At 61.9% G+C, this 21,302-nt stretch carries 14 protein-coding genes, 1 tRNA gene and 1 other RNA gene; 5 read left to right on the top strand and 11 right to left on the bottom strand.

The genetic code is table 11. The features are described 5' to 3' along the window. Positions 1-240 precede the first annotated feature (240 nt). Positions 241-1,710, top strand: a complete 1,470-nt coding sequence (locus O6R08_RS00915; RefSeq protein WP_271419139.1) for a threonine/serine exporter family protein — start codon at positions 241-243, stop codon at positions 1,708-1,710. 33 nt (positions 1,711-1,743) lie between these two features. On the opposite strand, the gene O6R08_RS00910 is transcribed toward O6R08_RS00915, so the two are convergent. The 8 genes from O6R08_RS00910 to ffs form a co-directional block, all read right to left on the bottom strand. Next, positions 1,744-4,422, bottom strand: a complete 2,679-nt coding sequence (locus O6R08_RS00910; RefSeq protein ID WP_271418336.1) for an ABC transporter permease — start codon at positions 4,420-4,422, stop codon at positions 1,744-1,746. After that, a complete protein-coding gene (locus O6R08_RS00905; protein WP_271418335.1) occupies positions 4,422-5,204 on the bottom strand; it encodes an ABC transporter ATP-binding protein in 783 nt (260 codons plus the stop codon). The genes O6R08_RS00910 and O6R08_RS00905 overlap by 1 nt, the downstream gene beginning before the upstream one ends. Further along, entirely contained in the window at positions 5,201-5,785 is a 585-nt protein-coding gene (locus tag O6R08_RS00900) for a PadR family transcriptional regulator (protein ID WP_271418334.1), read from the bottom strand. The genes O6R08_RS00905 and O6R08_RS00900 overlap by 4 nt, the downstream gene beginning before the upstream one ends. Before the next feature lie 106 nt (positions 5,786-5,891). Next, positions 5,892-6,497 (bottom strand): recombination mediator RecR, encoded by a 606-nt coding sequence (gene recR / locus O6R08_RS00895; RefSeq protein WP_271418333.1) that lies wholly within the window; start codon positions 6,495-6,497, stop codon positions 5,892-5,894. Between the two features lie 30 nt (positions 6,498-6,527). Then, on the bottom strand, positions 6,528-6,851 hold the full coding sequence (locus O6R08_RS00890) for a YbaB/EbfC family nucleoid-associated protein (RefSeq protein ID WP_271418332.1): 324 nt from the start codon (positions 6,849-6,851) through the stop codon (positions 6,528-6,530). 114 nt (positions 6,852-6,965) lie between these two features. Next, a complete protein-coding gene (locus O6R08_RS00885) occupies positions 6,966-9,875 on the bottom strand; it encodes a DNA polymerase III subunit gamma and tau (protein WP_271419138.1) in 2,910 nt (969 codons plus the stop codon). Between the two features lie 94 nt (positions 9,876-9,969). Continuing rightward, entirely contained in the window at positions 9,970-10,347 is a 378-nt protein-coding gene (locus tag O6R08_RS00880) for a hypothetical protein (RefSeq protein ID WP_271419137.1), read from the bottom strand. 36 nt (positions 10,348-10,383) lie between these two features. Continuing rightward, positions 10,384-10,480, bottom strand: an RNA gene (gene ffs / locus O6R08_RS00875) — signal recognition particle sRNA small type. 245 nt (positions 10,481-10,725) lie between these two features. Here ffs and O6R08_RS00870 point away from each other — a divergent pair. Both O6R08_RS00870 and O6R08_RS00865 read left to right on the top strand, forming a co-directional pair. Continuing rightward, complete coding sequence (locus O6R08_RS00870; RefSeq protein WP_271418331.1) at positions 10,726-11,091, top strand: RNA-binding S4 domain-containing protein; 366 nt, start codon at positions 10,726-10,728, stop codon at positions 11,089-11,091. 161 nt (positions 11,092-11,252) lie between these two features. Next, positions 11,253-11,337: transfer RNA gene (locus O6R08_RS00865), tRNA-Ser, on the top strand. Between the two features lie 611 nt (positions 11,338-11,948). On the opposite strand, the gene O6R08_RS00860 is transcribed toward O6R08_RS00865, so the two are convergent. The 3 genes from O6R08_RS00860 to O6R08_RS00850 are packed head-to-tail and all read right to left on the bottom strand — an operon-like array spanning position 11,949 to position 18,372. Continuing rightward, a complete protein-coding gene (locus O6R08_RS00860) occupies positions 11,949-12,620 on the bottom strand; it encodes a hypothetical protein (RefSeq protein ID WP_271418325.1) in 672 nt (223 codons plus the stop codon). A 48-nt stretch (positions 12,621-12,668) separates the two neighbouring features. Further along, positions 12,669-13,361 (bottom strand): hypothetical protein, encoded by a 693-nt coding sequence (locus tag O6R08_RS00855; RefSeq protein WP_271418330.1) that lies wholly within the window; start codon positions 13,359-13,361, stop codon positions 12,669-12,671. Position 13,362: 1 nt separating this feature from the next. Continuing rightward, complete coding sequence (locus O6R08_RS00850; RefSeq protein ID WP_271418329.1) at positions 13,363-18,372, bottom strand: DUF6531 domain-containing protein; 5,010 nt, start codon at positions 18,370-18,372, stop codon at positions 13,363-13,365. A gap of 1,391 nt (positions 18,373-19,763) precedes the next feature. Here O6R08_RS00850 and O6R08_RS00845 point away from each other — a divergent pair. Continuing rightward, on the top strand, positions 19,764-20,492 hold the full coding sequence (locus O6R08_RS00845) for a hypothetical protein (RefSeq protein ID WP_271418328.1): 729 nt from the start codon (positions 19,764-19,766) through the stop codon (positions 20,490-20,492). A gap of 56 nt (positions 20,493-20,548) precedes the next feature. Beyond that, positions 20,549-21,265: a hypothetical protein gene (locus tag O6R08_RS00840; protein ID WP_271418327.1), complete on the top strand. Its 717-nt coding sequence runs from the start codon at positions 20,549-20,551 to the stop codon at positions 21,263-21,265. The last annotated feature ends 37 nt before the right edge of the window (positions 21,266-21,302 follow it).

The following is a 21,302-nucleotide window of genomic DNA, read 5'->3' as shown; positions in this document are numbered from 1 at the left end:
CCATCAGCTCAGCCGACGTCCCGACGTCAGGTGCGCCCGACTCCCCCGGAACCTCCGGCCCCAGATGACAGCCCGACCCGGCTCGGCCAAGGAATCAGCGCATCGACGTCGTGGACCCTGCCCCCCTCCGCGACGACCTCACCAGAGACCAACGCAACCCCAAACCATCGGTCTGGCCCTCCCAAGGTTCACCGCGCTCGTCGGGTCCCCCTGGAGCGGTTCTTCCGGGCGGCCACCCCGATGGAGACCACCCTCGCCCTCAAACCGGGCGACGCGGAGATGGCGACGCGGCAGGCGCGACGAGTTGTCGACCTCGTGACCAGGGTCGCCGTCATGGCAATCTCGGTCGGAGGCTCGGTCTCTGAGGCCATTGCCATGGCGCTACGCATCACGGCGACCTACGGGGTGACGGTCCACATCGACATCACCAACGCTTCAGTCATCGTGACCCAGCATCGCGGCCTGGAGGAAGATCCCATCACCGCGTTGCGAGTCGTGCGCTCCCGCAGTAACGACTACCAGCGGTTGGGCGAGCTTCAACTTCTCGTCGACTCCATCTGCGACAGGTCCGTCGGACTCGAGGAGGCTGCCGATCGCCTTGCCGCCATCACCCGCAGCCCACGTCTGTACCGGCAGTGGTTCGTCACCATGAACATGGGCTTGATGGGCGCCGGACTCTCGACGATCTTCGGGGGCACCGCCATGGACGGTGTGCTGAGCTTCATCTCCACCTGCATCGTCGATGCCACCGTGCAGGCTATGGCCCGCAAGAGGATCACCAACTTCTTCACCCAAGCGGCCGGCGGAGCCATCGCCACTGTTTTCGCCCTGCTCGTCATGGAGTACATGGCAATCTCCCACGAGCCCTTGCCGCTGTCTCCCTCCCTCATCGTCGCTTCGGGAATCGTCTCCCTGCTGGCGGGAGGCTCCTTCGTCACTGCCTCCCAGGACGCCCTCGACGGCTACGTCGTCACCAGTTCCGGACGATTCCTGGAAGGGTTCGTGCAGACCGGCGGGATCATCCTCGGCGTCATCACCGCCATGTGGATCGGACTACGACTAGGCGTGCCGGGATACATCTCGCCATCCCTGGGATTTTCGACCGATCCCGTTTTGCAGATGATCTGCGCGGCCGTCATCGCCGTCACCTTCGGTATCTCGTCCCATGCCGGCTACCGGACCCTGGCCATCTGTGCGGTGTTGGGAGCTGCTGCGTGGGCCGGTTACCTCGTCGGCATGCAACTAACCGGGTCGGTATCTGCCGCATCGGGCCTGGGTGCCATGGTTGCCGGCATCATCGCTGCCCTGGGGGCACGACGGTGGAAGGTGCCGCAACTCGGTCTGGTGACGATCGCCATCGTCCCGCTCATGCCCGGTGTCATGATGTACCGGGCGCTGTACATGATCGTCAACGCCCAGAACGGGACGACCGGCGTCGCGAAGGACAACGGCTGGACCCTTTTCCTGGAGGCCCTGTTGGTGGGAGTGGCCCTGGCCGTGGGCAGCAGCTTCGGGGCCCTCATTGCTCGCCCCTTCACCTTGCCGAAGGATCTACGCTCCCGATTGGCGACCCTGGCCTCCTGGGGTGCTGGCCAGGCTGTTCCGCGCGAGCGTCGACGCCGTCGCCATCAACCTCCCGCCGATCCGCATCATCGAGCTCTCAACGATCCCGACAACGACCCGTCCATGACGGGAACCTGGGCGAGGTAATGGCCGGGGCCGTGAGCCTTGCGGGAGCTGTCGTCAGTCCACCCGAGTCATCCGGGCTTTGGGCACCGGGACACACCACCTGGCCACGAGAGCCAACAACACTGGTGGGGCAATGACAATGAGAGCCAGCCAACCCAGTGGCCACGCAATGGGCCGTACTGTGGCGGCACACGCGGTCATGACGACGATGGGGAGGAATCCCACGATCAACCCGAGCACCTGACCGATACCCGTCGTGACGAAGGCCTGAGCAGCGACCATGCGTCGCAATGTCGCCGTGGACGCCCCCACCGATGCGATGGCAGTGCGCGAGGCATTCGAGTCGGAGAGGGTCAGGGCAAGTACCACGGCTCCCACGCAGGTGGCCAGCAGCGCTCCGATGACTGCGGCCCAGCGCACCATGGTTCCCGTGACGTCCTGGAATCCCTCTTCCCACTCGAAGGGGTAGGGTCTTCCGGTGGTATTCATGAGGGAGTTCTGCAGACGGTCGTCCTCTTTCGAGGTCGGGGTGCGAGGCAGACGAAGCCACATGTCCGTCCGCTGAGTCGTCATCGTGTCAGGGCTGACTCTCAGCGCCTTGGCCGCAGTGTTGCGTCCGATGAGGGCTGGCATCTCAACGCCGAGAGAGCTCTCCGGGGCCCTCATCGATGTCACCTCGAGATCGTGGGGCCCAGGCCCTTCGTCATATCGGGAAAGTACGGCCCGGGATCGTTCCGGCGCATCAGGATGAAAAAGGATGATGCCCTCGTCGAGAGCCTTCATGACTTCGTCATCGGCCTTCTGACCGGTCAGCAACTCATAGAGGCTGCCATCGTCAATGACCACGGACGAGACGGACAGGTCATGTCCCATGTCGATGTCCCGGGCAGCCAAACTCGGCACATTCACGATGAGCTTGTTGTCGCAGATCTGTGGGTCCGTGTCGCAGTTGACCGGTTCCACCGCACGCTGGTACCGCACGGATGGCCCGAAAACTGCCTGAACCTGCTCGATCTCCTGGCTCATGCGTTGTTCTGAATTCTGGTGTCCGCGAACATCATCCCCGACCAACATCGCCACGTTGGTGGCGTAGCGGGGCCGGTAGTCGTTGCGTTCCTGAATGGCGATGCCGTCCGCCATGGTGACGAAGGTGCAGGCCAAGACGGTGATGGCCACCGATGCCGCGGCTCCCGCGACCGCTCTGCCCCGGTTCCGGTTGAGGTCGCGCAGTGCAAAGCGGATCGACAGTCGTGACGAGGGACGCCGCGACACTGTGTTGACCAGCCATGGCAGAGCCAGGATGGCAGCCAGATACACGACGACAATGGTGACGACAATGCCGATGTTGAGGGGGACGATGTCGTAGGAGTCCGTTGTGTAGATCCGATCGCTGACGACGAAGCCGATTCCGACGAGCACCCCTAGGATTGCCACGATGATCGCGGCAATGGGACGCCGCACCGGACGAGCGGCTGCCTCAGCATGCCGAACCCCCATGAGGACATCCTGCCGAGCCACCTCCCGCGCCGGGAACCAACAGGCGACCACTGCTGCCAGCAGGCCGACGACCAGACCAACGATGGCGTACTCCCAGTTGGCGCCGTAGGTCAGGAGAGACCCGGGGTCGATGTGACGTTGGACGGCGACGAAGGCGTTGGCCGCTCCGATGCCGAGTACTACTCCGAGCACCGCGCCAGCCGAGCCCAGCAACACACCTTGGCCGATCATCACTCCCATGAGGTCTCGTCGGGCAGCACCCGTGGTTCCCAGCAGGGCAAGCATGCGACGCTGCTGGCGCGCTCCGATGGAGAAGGCAGCGGCAGCAATGGTGGCGGTGACGATCGCGGAGAGAACGACGACTGCCAGGACCATGCCGAAGATCTGGCCAGCGACGACGTCGGCATCGTCCCCATTCGTGTCGAGTTCTCGCACCTCAACCCCGAGACCTGACGCGTTGAGGTGGGAGACTTGTTCCTTGGTGGGCCGAGGACCTTTGACGTAGTAGGTGAGAGTCCCATTCTTGACGAGTGGGTCCTCAGGACCCACCCAGAAACTCGGTTCATAGGTGAACAGCTGCTCTCGCGTCAGCCCGGTGATGGTGTACTGACGACCCTGGATGGTGACGTGAGAACCGACTGACCAGCCATATCTCTTTGCAGAGTCGCCGGAAGCCCAAACGCTGTCGCCACGGGGCATCGGTCCGCTGGGCACTTCCATGCGATCAGGAAGCATGGCCGTCAGGTCTGCCCCCTTGACGGTGCCCTCAAGGGTGACAGAGCGCCATGCCACGTCGACAGACTTGGTCCGCATCGGGTACAGCTCGTGGCCGGCCAGATGGATATTCTCCATGGCCTGCTTCTGGCGGGCTCGCAACTCGGCGTTCGGTGAGCTATCGAGACTGCAAGATGCGAAGTCCAGTGCATGCTGGGAGCAGTGACCGTCCCAGTCCTCCATCGGACGGATGAGCATGTCGGCATCGCCATACTTCGAGACGAGCTGGCCGTCAGGGATGAATCCTCCAGCATCGAGGATCGTGCCCAGACCGGACATGATGGCCACCGGGAGAGCGATCAGCAGCACGATCAGCAGGGACCGCGCCTTGTGTTTGAGAATGTCACGAGCAGCCAGCCGGGTGATGAGACGTCGGTGAGATCGTCCGTGCGCGACACCATCCCCGGAGAGCCGGACAGTCGCTGCGTTGTCATGACTGTCGGGGACGTTCCCGCTTCCCATCAGGCCTCTCCGCGCTTGGGATGGTCGTTGAGAAGTTCCATGGGGTCGCTGACGACTTGAGACTCGTCAACGAGCCTGCCGTCACGCAGGAACACCACGCGGTCAGCCCAGGCGGCGTGGCGCGCCTCATGGGTCACCAGAACGACGGCAACTCCTTCGTCAGCCAGAGCCCGGATGAGGGCCATGATGTCGTCACCCGTTGCGCAGTCGAGGGCCCCGGTAGGTTCGTCGGCAAGGAGAATCCGGCGATCCCCGACGATGCCGCGCGCGATGGCGACCCGCTGACGCTGTCCTCCCGACATCTCCTCGATATGACGATCCGCGAGTTCGGGCAGGCCGACACGTTCCAAGGCGATGTGGGCCGCGTTGCGAGCGCGTTTGGCTGACGCCCCGTCAAGTTCCAACGGCAGAGAGACGTTCTCGACCGCCGTGAGGGTGGGAACGAGGTTGTAATCCTGGAAAACGAAGCCGAGCTGACGACGTCGAACCCGGGCCAGATCGTCCCGGGACATGCCGCCCAGCAGCTCTCCACACACGGAAACCGTGCCCGAGGTGGGCTTGTCCAGCCCACCCGCGAGACCCAGCAGGGTGGACTTGCCCGACCCCGACGGCCCCATGACGGCCGCGAAGGTACCAGGATTGACGCCCAGGCTGACGTCAATGATGGCGTCGACCCGCTGCCCGCTTTCCTCGAAGGAACGACTCACGTGATCCAGGGACAGAACGGTGCGAGGCGCCGGTTGACTGATCTCGCCGGCTGCTCGCGGCGGGGTCAACGTCATGCGGTTCGGACTTCCTGGGCGGTCTTGGAGTCTGCAGCCACGACCTCGGCAGACTCGCGACTGCCACGGCGGGAGGCCTCGATGGCCTTGGACTCACAGTGGTCAAGCCAGCGGATCTCAGCCTCGCCGGCGAAGATCAGTCCATCAACAAGGAGCTGGCCTGCAAGATCGTCCTCGGCCACACTGCGACGGGCCTGGCGGTATTCCTGCAACTGGTGCATGGTGGCGCGGCGCTGATCCTGGATGAGGGCAGCGACGTCGACGTCCTTCGAGGTGGCTGCAAGGGCAATCTTGATGGCCAACTCAGTGCGCGGCGGATTCGCCGGGGCGATCGGAGTGGCGAACCACTGACGCACCTCTGCGCGACCCTCAGGGGTGATGGTGGCGATAACCCTGCCATCGGGAGTCTCGTCACCCCGGAAGCACAGCCGGTCACGCTCAAGGCGGTCCAAAGTTGTGTAAACCTGCCCGATGTTCAGGGGCCAGGTGTGATTTGTACGGCGATCAAACTCGTTTTTGATCTCATACCCGTGACGGGGCTTTTCAGCGAGCAAGGCGAGGATGGCGAACTTGATTGACATGTGATCTCCAGGTGCCGTGAAGCGATGTTGACCAATGTTCGCATACGCGATATCTGCCAGTCAAGGAACCCTCAGGTCTTGACCACTTGGTGAGACACGGTGCGGATCAGGCGTCGGCACCGACGTGGAGACGTCCCTCGAAGGCCCGTCCCAAGGTCACCTCGTCGGCGTATTCCAGATCGCCGCCGACTGGCAGCCCCGAGGCCAGACGCGACACCGTCACACCCATGGGGCTGATGAGACGAGACAAGTAGGTCGCCGTCGCCTCCCCCTCGAGGTTCGGGTTCGTCGCCAGGATGACCTCGGTCACCGTCTCGTCGGCCAGGCGCTGACACAGCTCACGAATATGGAGGTCAGCGGGGCCCTTTCCGTCCAGCGGGGAGATGGCGCCGCCCAGCACGTGATACAGCCCACGGAACTGCCGGGTACGCTCCACTGCGATGACGTCCTTGGACTCCTCGACGACGCAGATCATCGCATGGTCACGGCGGGGGTCACGGCAGTACTGGCACACCTCATCGGAGGAGACGTTGAAGCAGACCTTGCAGAACTTGGCCTTCTCCTTGACCTCACGCAAGGCATCGGCGAGCTCGTTGACCTCCTCGGCGGGGGAGTCAAGGATGTGGAAGGCGATCCGCTGAGCACCCTTCGGCCCGATCCCGGGCAGCCGAGAAAGGGCGTCGATGAGTTCCTGCAACGGACCGTCGTACATCAATTCTCCTGTCTGGTGGGTGGTGTTGGTTCACAGCCCGAGGCCGGGCATCTGCGGCATGAGCGACTGCTGCATGGCGCGAGCCTGCTCGGTGGCGTCCTTGACAGCAGCCACAACGAGGTCGGCAAGGGTCTCGGCATCGGTGTCCTCGAGGGCCTCCGGCGAGATCGTCAGGGCGTCAAGCTCACCGGCCCCAGTGACCGTGGCGTGAACGAGTCCACCGCCAGCAGTGCCCTCGAAACTGCTCTCCGCGAGTTGGTTCTGGGCCGTCTCGAGCTGGCTCTGGACGGACTGGGCCTGGGCAAGCAAAGCACCCATGTCGATTCCGCTGAGGTCAAATCCTCCAGTAGTCATGATGTCTCCTGTGTGTGGCCCCTGATCCTCGTCGGCGGGGGCGGCCTGGTGTCGTGGACCACAGTAGCCGTTGGTGACGACACGTTCGTGGCTCAATGCGCCTGGCAGACACGTTCATCGAGCAGCTGCGTCGCCGTCTCCAGAGGTGTCGATGACGACCCCTCCCAGCTCACGCATGATGAGGTCGACCGGGCTCTCGCCGGACTCTTCCAAAATGGTGTCGTCCCACTCGCTGTCCTCCTCGGGAGGCTCCTCGTCGGAGGCTGGACGATGATGGGCCGTCTCGAGTGGGCGAACGCTTCCCTTGGCACGCTCACTCCAGCGATGGCTGGCGCTGTGGGATTCCTGCCCTGCGGTGGTGTGCGAGGACACCTCGGAGGTGTTGTGCCCCTGGCCTGCATCATGGGTCTGGCCGTCCTCTGCCGTCTCGACGTGAGCCTCGGCTGGCTCCAGGTCCGGCTCCGGGTCAGCGGCCTCACCACTGGCCGGGTCGGGGGCACCAGCTACCGGGCCGGACTCGACGACCTCATCGCGGACATCTCCGGACTGATCCTCGACGGTGGAATCCGGGGCGGAGGTGTTTTCTGCCGAGTCGGTGGGGTGGGAACTGTCGACTGACGTGTTCGAGGGCTCGTCCGAAGCGTCGGCGTCACCCTGCTGACGATCACCGGGGCGGTCCTGGAAAGGTCGGCCGGGATGATGTCGGTCCGGCTCACCGTCATTGCTCATCCGACCTTGATACGCCGGACCTCGAGAGGTGGACTCGTGGCCAGGCGGCTGCGAAGCCCAGGAGTCGACTGGTGGGGGCTCGGGGGCAGCCGGTTCCTGATGGAACTGCGGTCGCGCCGTGGCCGGGGGTTCGCCAATCACTGCCGTGAACGTCAGATCCACCCCCAACACCTTGACGACAGCGTCGTGCAGGACCTTGGGGTAATTGCCGTTGACGAACCGTTCCTGAGCACCGGGGTTGGAAAAGCCCAAGGTCGCTTGGTTCCCGTGGACATCCAGCACCTGGGCGTAGCCGTTGAGGACCATCCACGCGACACGTCCCCCCTCCTTGACGGCATCGAGCACCTGAGGCCACTCGCGACGCAGGGTCGTGATGTCGACGGCCCCTTCGCCAAGACCACCCTGCTCCTGGGGTGTCTGCTGAGGGGCGGGCTGAGAGACACGATCGGGCTGGGATTGTGGAGACGTCTGCTGCCCTGGTTGCTGTTCCTGCCATCTGGATTGCTGGCTCTGCTGCCCGGGTTGCTGGCTCTGCTCGGGCCCAAAACCATTCGACGATTCCTGCGAACCCTGGGCACCTCCTCGGGGACCGTCATGGACAGCGGACGACTGGCCATACGGTTGGTTGCCGGGCTGGTAATCCCTACGGCTGGGACGGGGACGCCCCGAGGGACGCCGGGCAGGTTGCTCGACGCTCCGGGTCACACTGGACTGCTGGGGTGGTTCAACCGGCGGGGAGACAGGCTGAGCGACAGCATGGTCCTCTGCACGGGCAACGTGGTTCTCTGCATGGGCAACATGGTCCTGTGCACGGTCAGCCTCCGTGACCGAACCCGAAACACCGACTCTGCGCTCCAACCGCTCCAGACGGGCATGGATGCCTCTCCCGTCGGTGTCAGCCGCCGGAAGCAGGATTCGAGAGCACATCAACTCCAGGTGAAGTCTGGGAGCCGTGGTGCCGCGCATCTGCGTCAGCCCGCTAGCCAAGACCTCGGCGGCACGGGTGAGTTCTCCGGCACCGAAACCGGCCACCTGATGGGTCAGACGGGTCCCCTGCTCAGGGGAGACGTCGATGAGTCCGGTCCGGCATGCATCCGGGACAGCCGAGATGATGACGAGGTCACGCATCCGTCGCAGCAGGTCCTCGGCAAAACGGCGCGGGTCCTGGCCCACCTCGATGACCTTGTCGATGGTGGCAAAGACCTGGTGGGCGTCCCCGGCAGCGAAGGCGTCAACGATCTCGTCGAGGAGCGCTTCAGGGGTGTAGCCGAGCAGGGCCGCCGCCTGCTCATAGCTGACGTGACCATCAGCGGCACCGCCGAGGAGCTGATCGAGCACCGACAGGCTGTCGCGCACCGATCCGCCACCGGCACGCACGACGAGGGGAAGGACGGCGTGGTCGACGTCGATCCCCTCCTTGACGCACAGCCCGTCCAGGTAGTCGACGAGGACCTTCGGCGGAACCAGCCGGAAGGGATAGTGGTGGGTTCGGGAGCGAATCGTCCCGATGACTTTCTCGGGCTCTGTCGTCGCGAAGATGAACTTGACGTGCGGAGGGGGCTCCTCGACGAGTTTCAGCAGGGCGTTGAAACCCTGCGGGGTGACCATGTGGGCCTCGTCGATGATGTAGATCTTGTAGCGCGAATGCACCGGGGCGAAGAAGGCCCGCTCACGCAGGTCACGGGCGTCGTCGACACCACCGTGGGAGGCCGCGTCGATCTCGATGACGTCGATCGATCCAGGGCCGCCACAGGCCAGATCCTGACAGGACTGGCACTTTCCACAAGGGGTCGGCGTCGGACCCTGCTCACAATTGAGCGCTCGGGCGAGGATGCGAGCAGTCGTCGTCTTGCCACAGCCGCGCGGACCAGAGAACAGGTAGGCGTGGTTGACGCGGTTGTTGACGATGGCGCGCTTGAGAGGCTCAATGACGTGTTCCTCTCCGATGACCTCGTCGAAGGTCTCCGGACGGTAACGCCGGTACAGGGCCAGCGGAGGCTCGGGCAGGTCGTCACGATCCCTGTCGAGGGCTGACGAGGGGCTTACCTCGACCAGGCCCGACTCGAAGCCCTCGGGAGGTGTCATCTCGTCGGCGTCCTCATCGGTCTGCAAACCGTCGGGCTCGTCGGGGGTCTCAGGGCCGTCCAACAACCCCGGATCATGGGGATCCGGGGGAAGATCATCGTCGGGGGTGGGTTCGTCGGGGGGCATGACGAGGCGCGGCGGCTCCTCGTCGCCGAAAAGATCCAGACCGTCCTGCTCAAAGGCCTCAGGCTCGACGACCTCGTCCTCCATGCCCGATTCAGGCACCCTCTCATCCACGAGGAGAACCCTAGTTGACGATCACGACACAATCTCACCGGTTCGACGAGCTGTGCGCGGAACACACTCAGCCAAACAAAACCAGCAGCAGACTGATGACGGTGACGACGGCGAAGGTGGCCCAGGCGATCTGCACCGCAGAGCGCACCGGATGCCCCAACCGCTTGGCCTTGCGCCCACACGACGTGCACACCACCGCAGGAATGAGGAATGCGATGATGTCCACCGCGACAACCGTCCAGGTCAGCCAGGCCGGAACCCCGGTGTCGTGAAGCTGGGGGTAACCGAGATTGGCTGGCAGCATCGTCTGGGCCATCATCCCCGCGATGCCCGCCACGATGAACAACAGCAGCGAGCACCAGGTAATACCCGCCCAGATGGAACCGGCTCGGTCGGTCGTGACGATGCGACGCTGATCGTTCATGACGGCCCTCCTTCCGGGCATCGCTCGATGTCTCACCGGGCGCAGCGCGTAGGACATGAAAAGGGCTCCCCGCGCACCCGGTAGAGCCAACCTACCCTTGCTACCTCTCGGTCCTGGGGGAGTTCAGTCAGGTGCCGCCGCACGGGGAACCGGGTTCAAGCTTAACCGACGGCTCGCCACGGGGACAACCGAACTCGCTCCCGGTCCGCCGCCCGCACCGTGGTGAAGGCCCATCACCCACGGTGTGGTGGATTGGTCGCTAATGGCATCGCCTGCAACGACAGATGGCAGGTCATAGCATTACCACCATCTTTTCCACCAAGGTCCGGCGACAAGGGTTGCCCCGATCTCGCGATGACGGCACCATCGAGACACCAACCGGGACACCAGGGAGGCATCATGACGAGGATCGACGTCTGGCTCTGGTCGGTGCGCGCCTACAAGTCGAGGTCGCTGGCCACCGACGCCGTGAAGGGCGGGCACATCCGCCTCAATGGGGACCCGGTCAAACCCTCCCACGACGTCAACCCTGGCGACGTCGTCACGATCCGCACCCCCGGATGGGATCGGGTACTCAAGGTCGTTGACCCGATCACAAAACGCGTCGGCGCAAAGATGGCCGTCGAGGCCTACGAGGATCTGTCAGCACCTCGACCCGCCTACCTGTCCGCTCCGGTGGCGCGTAGAGACCGTGGGACTGGGCGACCAACCAAGAAGGATCGCCGTGAGATCGATCGCCTGAGGGGCCGGGACTCTCACTACTGAGCTCCTGGTCGGGGGGCGCACGGCACGCTGATGCCACAGTGGCTGGGGCTGATGCCGGTGACTGGGAGGGAGACGCCCGAGCCGCCCGCCAGATAGTGCGCAAGGTGCGACTCCCAGGTCACAATTGGCGCCGAAGGCCAACTCCATGTACCCTACTCGGCGGAGGATTCGCCTAGAGGCCTATGGCGCTCGCTTGGAAAGCGGGTTGGGTTCACGCCCTCACGAGTTCGAATCTCGTATCCTCCGCGGCCAGCCCGCCCCCACGGCATATCCGAGGGGGCGGGCCTTTTTCTCTGACAACAGCATGAAGGCCAGCGTCGACCCCGGGCGGTGATAGCCCGCCACTACTAACCTCCGCTTTCACCGGATCAGCACGAATCCCCCCGTGGCCTATTTTAGTATTTTCAGCGACTACCAGAATACCGAAGAATCCAATCTTTCAACAACCGAAAGAGCCCCCAGCCAGTTGCGCTAGCTTCATAACACATCAACATTTTTGACGCCCATACTCTGCTTGTCGAGCCAATTAAAAAACGAGACTTCCGAGGATTATCGACAGTCGCATTCGCCTATTCTACACACGTGAAAAACATCCTACCAATGGGTAGTGATACCCTGCCTGCATTTAGCTGTGAGAGTGGCGCTCATAACTCGATCTAGCGAGCAGTCGACGACCGCAAGAGCACGCTCAGGTCCGACGACGGCCCAGAGCCCATCAACTAGGCGATAGCCACTCGCATCGGCCTGCCCTACAGTCCGCCAGGATCACTGTGACACAACGACTACATCGACCCTCAACACCCAGACCCAACAGGGGACCAACCCAGCGGTTGTGGTGGGTGTGGGTGGGTTGTGGGTTAGTGCGTTTGGGCTTGTGTGGGGGGTTGGATGAGGGTGTTGAGGTGGGCCAGGGCGTCAGGGTGTGTGGCGTAGTAGGTGGTGTGGTTGTCGTAGATGGTGGTCGCGAAGATGTTGCGCCAGTGTTGGGCCCAGTCGGGCCAGTCGGGGTGGTCGGGTGAGCCTTCGGGTAGGTCGATGGGTCGGGTGTGCAGTGTGGTGAGGAGGTGGAGTAGTGCCCGGTCGATGTCGTGGGCCATGTGGTTGATGCGTACGTGGTGTCCTGAGGTGTCGGTGATGAGGTAGCAGTTGGGTGTGATGTCCAGTTTGGTGATGTGGTGGGCGTCGATGGTGCGGCGGAGAGGGCCGATGCGGACGCCGATGGTGTCGTTGTCGATGTGGGTTCGATATAGCAGGCGGTAGAAGATCATGATGTAGCCGGGCAGGGTGACGGATAGTTGGCAGCAGATTGTGAGGATGGGATGGCTGATGGGTTTGGTAACGAAGTGCCATAAGAAGGGGGTGGTGATGATGGCGATGATGAGTCCCCATTTCAGCCATTTTCGTGAGGGGCGCAGGTGTTGGGGGCTGGCGGGGTCTTGAGCTGAGGTGTCATCAGGGGTGGGAGTGCCAGGCTGGCCCCAGGATTGCGAGGCCCATGGGTGGGAGAAGGTGAGGGGTTCGGCGGTCATAGTGATCTTTTCTATGCAAGGCGGAGAGCCTGCTGTGTGACGAATCTGTTAATTATCGTAGTGGTCGGGTGGGCCGATGAGGGTGTTGAGGTGTGCGAGGTGTTGGGGGTGGGTGTCGTAGAAGTCGTAGTGGTCGAGCCATAGGTCGCCGGAGAGGATGTTGCGCCAGTGTTGGGCTTGTTGTTCCCAGTTGGGGTCGGTGGTGTCGACTCCGTTGAGGCGGAATTTGTGGTGGTGGAGTTCCTCGAGGAGGCGTATGTAGAGTGGGGCGTAATCGTATTTGTGGTAGTAGATTTTGATTTTGGTTTTTCCGGCCCAGATATCGTATCGATCCATGTTGAAGTTGAGTCGGGTGATGTCGGCGAATCGGATTTCGCGGTAGAAGGGGCCGAATCGGGCCCAGACTTTGTCGTGGTCGACGCCGTATCGGCGGAATGTGGCGTCGCCGAGAATCCAGAAGACTACCCCGAGGAAAAACGCGACCCCGATCCACCCGTACACGATGTTGTTGATACCCTCGGAGGGGTCGGTGTCGAGGGCCATTGACGGCTCTGCCCAAGTGAGCCCCGCTGCAAAGGGTAGGAATATTGGTATCATGCCTCTGGCTTGGGATAGTACGCGTGGCTCGTAGGGGTTTGATCCCATGACGCGTAGGGCTTCTTGGACTCGTTCTGAGCCTTCAAGCAGTTTTATGGGCGGCTTGTCCATATCTGCGGATAGGTAGCGTGGTTCGATACTCATGTCATCGACTCCGGGGGTGTCGGTGGGTGGTCCAGTTCTCGACGTGTGCGTCGGGGAAACCGGTATGAATGGACTTTCCGATCCCCTTGGCCACGTGCTTAATCCCATTTTCTTTGATTGGGTTGGAGTCGTATGAGCCTGAACCGTAGTCGAACAGTGCTTTTGTGTCATCGGAGATGATGTCAGTTGAGATTGACCATGCAGCTTCTTTCCCCGCCTCAGCTAAGCCTTGCTTGAAGCCGTCAGGGGTACGGTAGCCAGGAATGGTGGAGGGTGCGATAGTGTGAGTTGGAAGCTTCAGCATTGTTTCTGTCAGGGCTTGCACTCCAGTTTGACTATTAGCAATCATAAGGCCTTTGGCAGAAAAATGTTTGTCGTCGTATAAAGAAGTGCTGAGAATATAGTTAGTGTTCGTGGTTGTGAACTGTGACGCTGTGCTATTTACAAGTTTCTTGCGAATGAACAACTCAGACACGTCGTCTCCCTCCTTGACTGCCTGCTTCAGGGCGTTGTCGGCAGCGGTCTTGCCTCGAAGCTTGGCGAGGATGCCCGAGCCTGCACGAGCGACTGTGGGATCGGCCGCGTATGTCTCCACCAGCGCTGCCGCGGTGTCGGAGTGTTGCAGGATGTGGGAGCCGACGAGGTTGGTGGTGCCTGCTCCGACTCCGCCGACGACTCCGCCGATGAGGGTGTCTTTGATGAAGGTCCCTTGGTTGACACGACCGGTTGTGTACTTCTGGGAGCTGGCGGAAAACCCTCCGGAGATGAGGGCTCCGGAGATCATTGCGGCTCCGATGGGGCCGCCGACGCCGGTTGCTGCCACGCCGATACCGAGACCGATCAAGATAGCGCCGCCGATAAATCCTGGGGAAAGGATGCGGTGTTTGTGGGTGGTCCACCAGTGTTGGACGGGGTGGGCCAGGCCTGCTAGTTGGTCGTCTGTGACGGGGTGGGTGCCGAGGGGGTCGGTGAGGGTGAGGGGGTTGTTGTTGGCGTAGTTGTAGGGATTGTTGGCCCATAATGCGCCGATGGGTGGGGTTTCTGGGTCGGGGGTCAGGAAGGTGGTAGTGGCGGGATCGTAGAGGCGTGCTCCCCACCAGGGGTGGCCGTCAAGGATGAGTGTGTTCCCGGCGAGCCTGATGGTGTCGGGGACTCCTTCGATTGTGGAGCTGATGGGTTGGTATGGGTCTTGGGGGCTCGTGGGTGTTGTGGCACGCCAGTGGTCGACCTCGCCGGTGGGTGTGGTGCCGAGGGTGCGGCTCGCGGGGAGGGCTAAGACGGGATGGCCGTCGATGGAGGTGGGTGTTCCAGTGACGAGGTCCCAGTCAACGTGGATGTGCTGGTCTTGGGTTGTGATTCTGCTGGGGTATCCGAGTGCGTCGACGTGGGTTGAGGTGGTGGTGGTGTCGGTGGTGATGCCAGATAGCCAGCCTCGCGTGTCCCAGGAGTATCGCCGATCACTGCCATTGCCAGTGGCGCTGGTGCGTCGTCCTGCCGGGTCGTAGGCGTAGTGGGTGACAGAAGTGTCGCCATGTTTACGGGTGCGGGTGTCCGCGAGGCGACCGTGACAGTCCCAGTTGAAAACTGTTTCGGATTGTGACTGGGGATTATCCTCAGAGGTTGTGTGGTTTGCGAGTCGGCCGTAGGCGTCGTGGGTCCAGGTGTGGTGGGTGCGTGGCCCGGTTGCGGTGATCAGTGATCCTGCCTGGTTGTAGGTGTAGGACCACACGCCGTCGGGCGTATCCAGTCCGGTGACGCGCCCTTGGTGGTCACGGGCGATGCGGGTGGTGTGCCCATCATGGGTGTATCTACACAGCAGGCCGCTGTCGTGGTCCCAATGGTCGTGGTGGTTGGGTGTGATGATGTCGCTGAGGCGCCCTGCATCATCCCCGGTCAACGTCGTCGTGCCTAGTGTGGAATGAGTGATCCGGGCGGGTAGCCCGTCCTCGCGGTAGTCATAGGACACGCTGGTGTGGGCGTCATTAGCACGGGTCAGACGGCCTTCACGGTCCCAGTCCCAGTGGTGGCGGCTGATGACGTTGCCCTCATCATCGGTGGTGGTGTGGTCGCAGACTAGCCCGCGCGCATCGATGCTGATGAAATGGTGAAGCGAGGCCGCAGGGTCGGTGTGGTCATCGATGTGAAGTTGGCGGGCGTCACAGTCCCACCACTTACGGGTGGAGACGTGACCGTTGATCGTCACAGTTTCTGTCCCGTTGGCCATGTCGTAAGTGGTGAGGCTTCCGTCCGGGCCGGTGTGAGACGCGAGACGACCGGCCGGGTTCCAGGTGTAGTGATGGATTCCGCCAGCGGGATCGGTGGATTCGATGACCTGGTCGAGTTGGTTATACCGGTAGGTAGATATGGTGTCAGCGCCGGTGGTCGCGGTGGCTAAGCGTCCGCGTTTGTCCCACGTGTAGCGGTGGACTTGGCCTGCAGCATCGACAGCGCTGATGAGCCGTCCAGCCTGGTCGTAACGCAATGACCGGTTCCCGGCAATCGGATCCCAGGTGCGTACCGGCCGTCCACAGGTGTCATAGTCAGCGCTGAACGTGACACGCTCACCGACTCGGGTCTCGACGAGACGCCCGACGGGATCCCACGTGTACGTGGTGGCGACCCCGGTCGGGTCGACCACCTCAACGAGGCGGGAATCAGCGTCGTAGTGGTAGCAGGTGCGTGCGCCGGTTGGATCAGTGGTGCTGGCCAGGCGTCCCGCTTCGTCATAAGAATAGTGCTCTTCCAGCCCGGTGGGGCTGGTGATATCTGTGAGGTGCCCGACCCGGTCGTAGCCGAATCGGGTGTCTGCTCCGAGAGGGTCAGTGAACACCGCGGGAAGACCGCCAGCGTTGTAGTCGATGCGGCTAGTGGAGCCGAATACATCAGTGGCAGAGATGACACGCCCGTAGTCGTCGACGTGAGTTGCGGCGATAATCCGTCCTGCCCCGTTGGTGATCTGGGTGTGGTGGCCGGTGGTGGTGGCGCGTAAACTTGCCCCGGTCGGGTCGGTGAGCGAGGCGAGCTGACCGGTGACTGTGTAGGAAGCGCGCCACGTACCCCCGGCAGGATCGGTCACCCCGCATATCCTCGCCATCGTGTCGCGAAGGAATGCCCATCCGGCCCCATCTGGCAGCCCGATCCCAGTCAGGTCTCCGACCTCGTCATACGACAGGGCGGTTGTGGCACCAGTGGGATCAGTGATCGTGGTGATCTGGCCGGCAGGGCCCCACGTGTAGCAGGTGCGCCCGCCATCGGGAGCTGTGGCTGTTTCCAAGTACCCGGCGTCATCATAGGCGTAGGACCAGCAGGCCCCATCAGGGTCAATGCGCTCGGTCATGTGGCCAGCCTGGTCATAGGACATCTGAGTGCGGTTTCCCAGCGGAGTGACTATCTCGGTGACGTATCCGGCCTGGTCGTGGCCGATCTGCCAGGTGGCGCCGACCCCGTCTGTCATGGCCGTAAGCTGGCCATACTTGTCATAGTCCATACCGATGCTAACGCCTGTAGCATCGACGAGTCTTTTCAGCAGGCCATGGTGCCAGGTCATCGTCATCATGGTGCCGTGGGCGTCGGCGAGGCGCACCGGTGTGGGCTGGCTACCGTCGTAGTCGAGACGCACGCGCAACTGCCCGCCGGTCGAGATCGCGGTTAGCCGGTCAGCATCGTCCCAACTGTAATCGATAGTCCCGCCAGTAGGCAGGGTGGTGCCGATGCGGTGGCCCCGATCATCGTAGGCGTGACGGATCACTTTGCCGGCCCGATCCGTTACGCTCACAAGGTTGCCGTATCGGTCATACAGCATGGAGGTACGCTGCCCGTCGGCATCAATGATCCCAACCGTACGGCCACGCTCGTCACTGATCCAGGTATTGCAATGATGACCCTGCCCGTCATCGGCAACTGTCACCCCACCGGGAAGATACGTAAACCGGGTCAAGTGTCCGGTGGCATCCTGTTGGGTACAGATCCGCCCCAAGTCATCGAAGGTGTTGACACATTGAGCCACACCAGATGTGTCGATGACCTGGGTGAGTAGCCAGCCATCCCACCGGTAGCAGCAGATCCCGTCGGGGCGATTCACTTCTACTAGCCGGCCATGATTGTCATAGGTGTAGTCCACGCTGCGGCCGTCACTGGCCGTAGCCTTGACCAGACGCCCCTGTTCGTAGAACAGGTTTATCGACCGGCCCCACTCGCAATGCAGAGCAACAGCGGCATCCTCATGGCGTTCCACCCACACACCATCACCGGCACCAGAATCTGCCCCCACCCAGGCGCCATCAATGGTGAAGACACACCGATCACCGCCATTGTCTCCGATAATCCACACCGGCCCAACCACACCCGCAGGTTGAGCCACAGCCGCATCAGCCGCGTCGCCGCGCCACAGCCACACATTGTCCTGAACTGCCCGCCATGGCCCCTTCTCATCGGCATGGCCCTCAGACCTACCACGAGCCAAAGGAAACACGATCTCGCGGCCATCATCACGCACCCACCGTGCCTCGTCATCATCGACGACCAAACGCTGATCCAAGATCGTCGACCAGCCGGGCCCCAACACACCACACCTACTGGCGTCATCATAGCCGGCCGCCAGTGTCGAGTTGTACATTCGAGACACCATGAGTCGCTGACTCAGCCCGCCATACGCCAGATCCGTTTCAGGAAGGACGAAGTTTCCGGTTGCCGAGTTCACTGGGTCTTCGATGTACCCCGTGGCAGGATCAATCCCACTCAAGGTTGGCGAGGAAACCTGAATATCCGCCCGAACCGCACTGACACCAGCTGCCCTTAACCCAGCTTCCAAAGCTACGTCAGCAAGCTTAACGGCCCCCGACCCTCCTGCAGCGGCGAACGCTCGTCCCACCGCCTCCAGCCACGCGACATCAGCATCATTGAGGTTTATCCAGTACTGATACTGGGCGAACAAGCCCCCCACATCCAACGATCCATACTCGCAACTCGCACGAAACTGCTCATACAGAGTCGCCAACGCTGATGCAGGCATCAACTCCCGATTCGCTCCATAAATGACACGCGCCGCGCTCGTCAAATGAGCCGGAACCGCACTCGAGACACCCCCCGAGGGGCCACGCAGACCCTGATCAGTCTGACGCTGGCCAGCCTGAGGCGGGTTCACCCACCGAGAAACAGGTGGGTTCGGCTGAGGTACAAACGCAGTTTCTTCATACCCAAACAGCTGATGCACCTTTTTCTCCACCCAGTTTTCGTTGGCGCGGGCTGCCATATACTCACGCGCTTGCCGACGCCGCTCGTTCTCCTTACGAGCCTCCTGCGCCAGGTAGTCCACCTCCGTGGCGGTCTGACTGAATATCTCCCTGAACTCAGCCGCATCCGCCGAGCACACCTGCATATTTCGTCGAAACAGTTGAGAGAAGAACCCACGGAACTCGGTCGACGCCATGGACTCAGCATGACCACGTTCACCATCAAAAACGGTCACCCGGCTCGCAGCTACCCGGAGCTTAGATGCAAACTCGCTCGCCACCCCAAAATCGAAAGTGACAGGGTGCTGGTAATCACCCAAACCACTCGTATCAGACACGCAGACCTCACACTACAGACACAACACCGATGAATAACCCCACACCCCAAGGGGCAGCCAGCACGGGCGACCTAACCGCACCGAAAAACCTTAGCGGCTGCTCTCAGATGACATCGTGATCACACGAAAGCCACACCGCGATCCCAGGGAAACACGACACCTCCATGGTGGTACGACGGAGCCGACAACCGCTGACCCTAGTTATCCAACCCTTGAATCTGATCCGTCAACCCACCATTAACAACCGACTGAATCTGGCGAATAGCATCCTTAGCCTCATCAGTAGACAACACCCGAGACATTCAACACACTCCTACAAGAACGTGGCACACATCCGACCCAGCTGACGTCGATCGTCCACTAGAATCTGGCATGTAACCTACACCCCAACAGGGTCAAGGACACCACGGGTGCATCTGAAAAGTTGGGTGACCCAAGGAGGACACGACCATGCGACGATTTCACCGCTGGCGCCGAGGCGCAGCCGTTTTCGCTGCTTGCAGTTGCACTGCTATGACGGTAGCTGCACCCGATCCGGTGTTGGCCAGCCCTGCTTCGTATTCCGCGCCGACTGGCGTCATGATACCTGGCGAGCCGTGCCGGAAAACACTTATAATGAATTCGCTAGAGACCTTGTGGCGCAACCAGTAGGCTCCAGTGCAGAATATATTTCTGATCCGGTTGCTAATCAGCCGAGCGCGAGAACAAGTTCACCCCCGACAACATCGTCCAGAATGGCGCCGACACAACCGGGGAATCCATCCATGCCGGATTCCCCGGAGTGCACGTCGAGAACTGGACCGCCCCCCACCTACACCACAGAGGCCGATGATATGAGCACTGAACTCGTCTACCTTGCAGAACCCCGCTACCTCGCAGCGGACATGGACGACCCGCCCCGGCAATACAACGAAAAAGGCGTCTACGGCATCGCCCGCATGGAACGACGCATGAGCCGCGATCCACACCACCCCCGAGCCTTCTCCCTGGCCTATCTCATGCTCCCCGTATGGCTACCCCTGGCGGCTCTGATGACATCGTGCGGAATCCCGATAATACTTGACAACAGCGACGGCTTTAGAGACGGCCTATCCGGATGGGTCGTTATCCTTGGGGCCCTCGCCTCAACATACATACCCCTATCCCAAGGCCTCTGGCTGCGCCCGGGCGTCGATCATGACAAAGTGTGGGCCCGATTCGGCCCCTTCTACCGCGAAATCCGATTCGCCGACATCACACGACTCAGTACCGGCATAGAGCACTACAATATCTGGGCCGGGAAAACCAAAATTAATATCGGATACGACCGATTCGATTACGCCCTTTTTTACATACGCCTCCTCGAGGAACTCCACCACCGCAAAATCCACCTCCCCGAAGCCGACATCACCGACCCCAACTGGGAAAAAGAAGCCCAAACCTGGCGCAACTTCCTCTCCGCCGACGTATGGCTCGACCACCGCGACTTCTACGACACCCACCCCCAACACCTCGCACACCTCAACGCCCTCATCGGCCCACCCGACCACTACGACGACGAACAACCAGGCCAACCAGCATGAAACCGCAGAAACGCGGCCACCACCAGCCTGCCACCGACACCCCCGGAGTCGATGACATGAGTATCGAACCACGCTACCTATCCGCAGACATGGACAACCCGCCCATAAGAGTGCTGGTTGAAGGCTCAGAACGAGTCCAAGAAGCCCTACGCGTCATGGGATCAAATCCCTACGAGCCACGCGTACTATCCCAAGCCAGAGGCATGATACCAATATTCCTACCCTTTGCAGCGGGGCTCACTTGGGCAGAGCCGTCAATGGCCCTCGACACCGACCCCTCCGAGGGTATCAACAACATCGTGTACGGGTGGATCGGGGTCGCGTTTTTCCTCGGGGTAGTCTTCTGGATTCTCGGCGACGCCACATTCCGCCGATACGGCGTCGATCATGACAAAGTGTGGGCCCGATTCGGCCCCTTCTACCGCGAAATCCGATTCGCCGACATCACCTGCTTCAACTTCAGCACGGATCGATACGATATCTGGGCCGGAAAAACCAAAATCAAAATCTACTACCACAAATACGATTACGCCCCACTCTACATACGCCTCCTCGAAGAACTCCACCACCACAAATTCCGCCTCAACGGAGCTGACATCACCGACCCCAACTGGGAACAACAAGCCCAACACTGGCGCAACTTCCTCTCCGGCGACCTATGGCTCGACCACCGCGACTTCTACGACACCCACCCCCAACACCTCGCACACCTCAACACCCTCATCAGCCCACCCGACCACTACGACGACGAACAACCAGGCCAACCAGCATGAAACCGCAGAAACGCGGCCACCACCAGCCTGCCACCGA

Source organism: Cutibacterium equinum, assembly GCF_028021195.1.
Taxonomy (GTDB): Bacteria; Actinomycetota; Actinomycetes; order Propionibacteriales; family Propionibacteriaceae; genus Cutibacterium; species Cutibacterium equinum.
The sequence above is the reverse complement of the archived record's forward strand: the minus strand, read 5'-3'. Positions and strand labels throughout refer to the sequence as shown.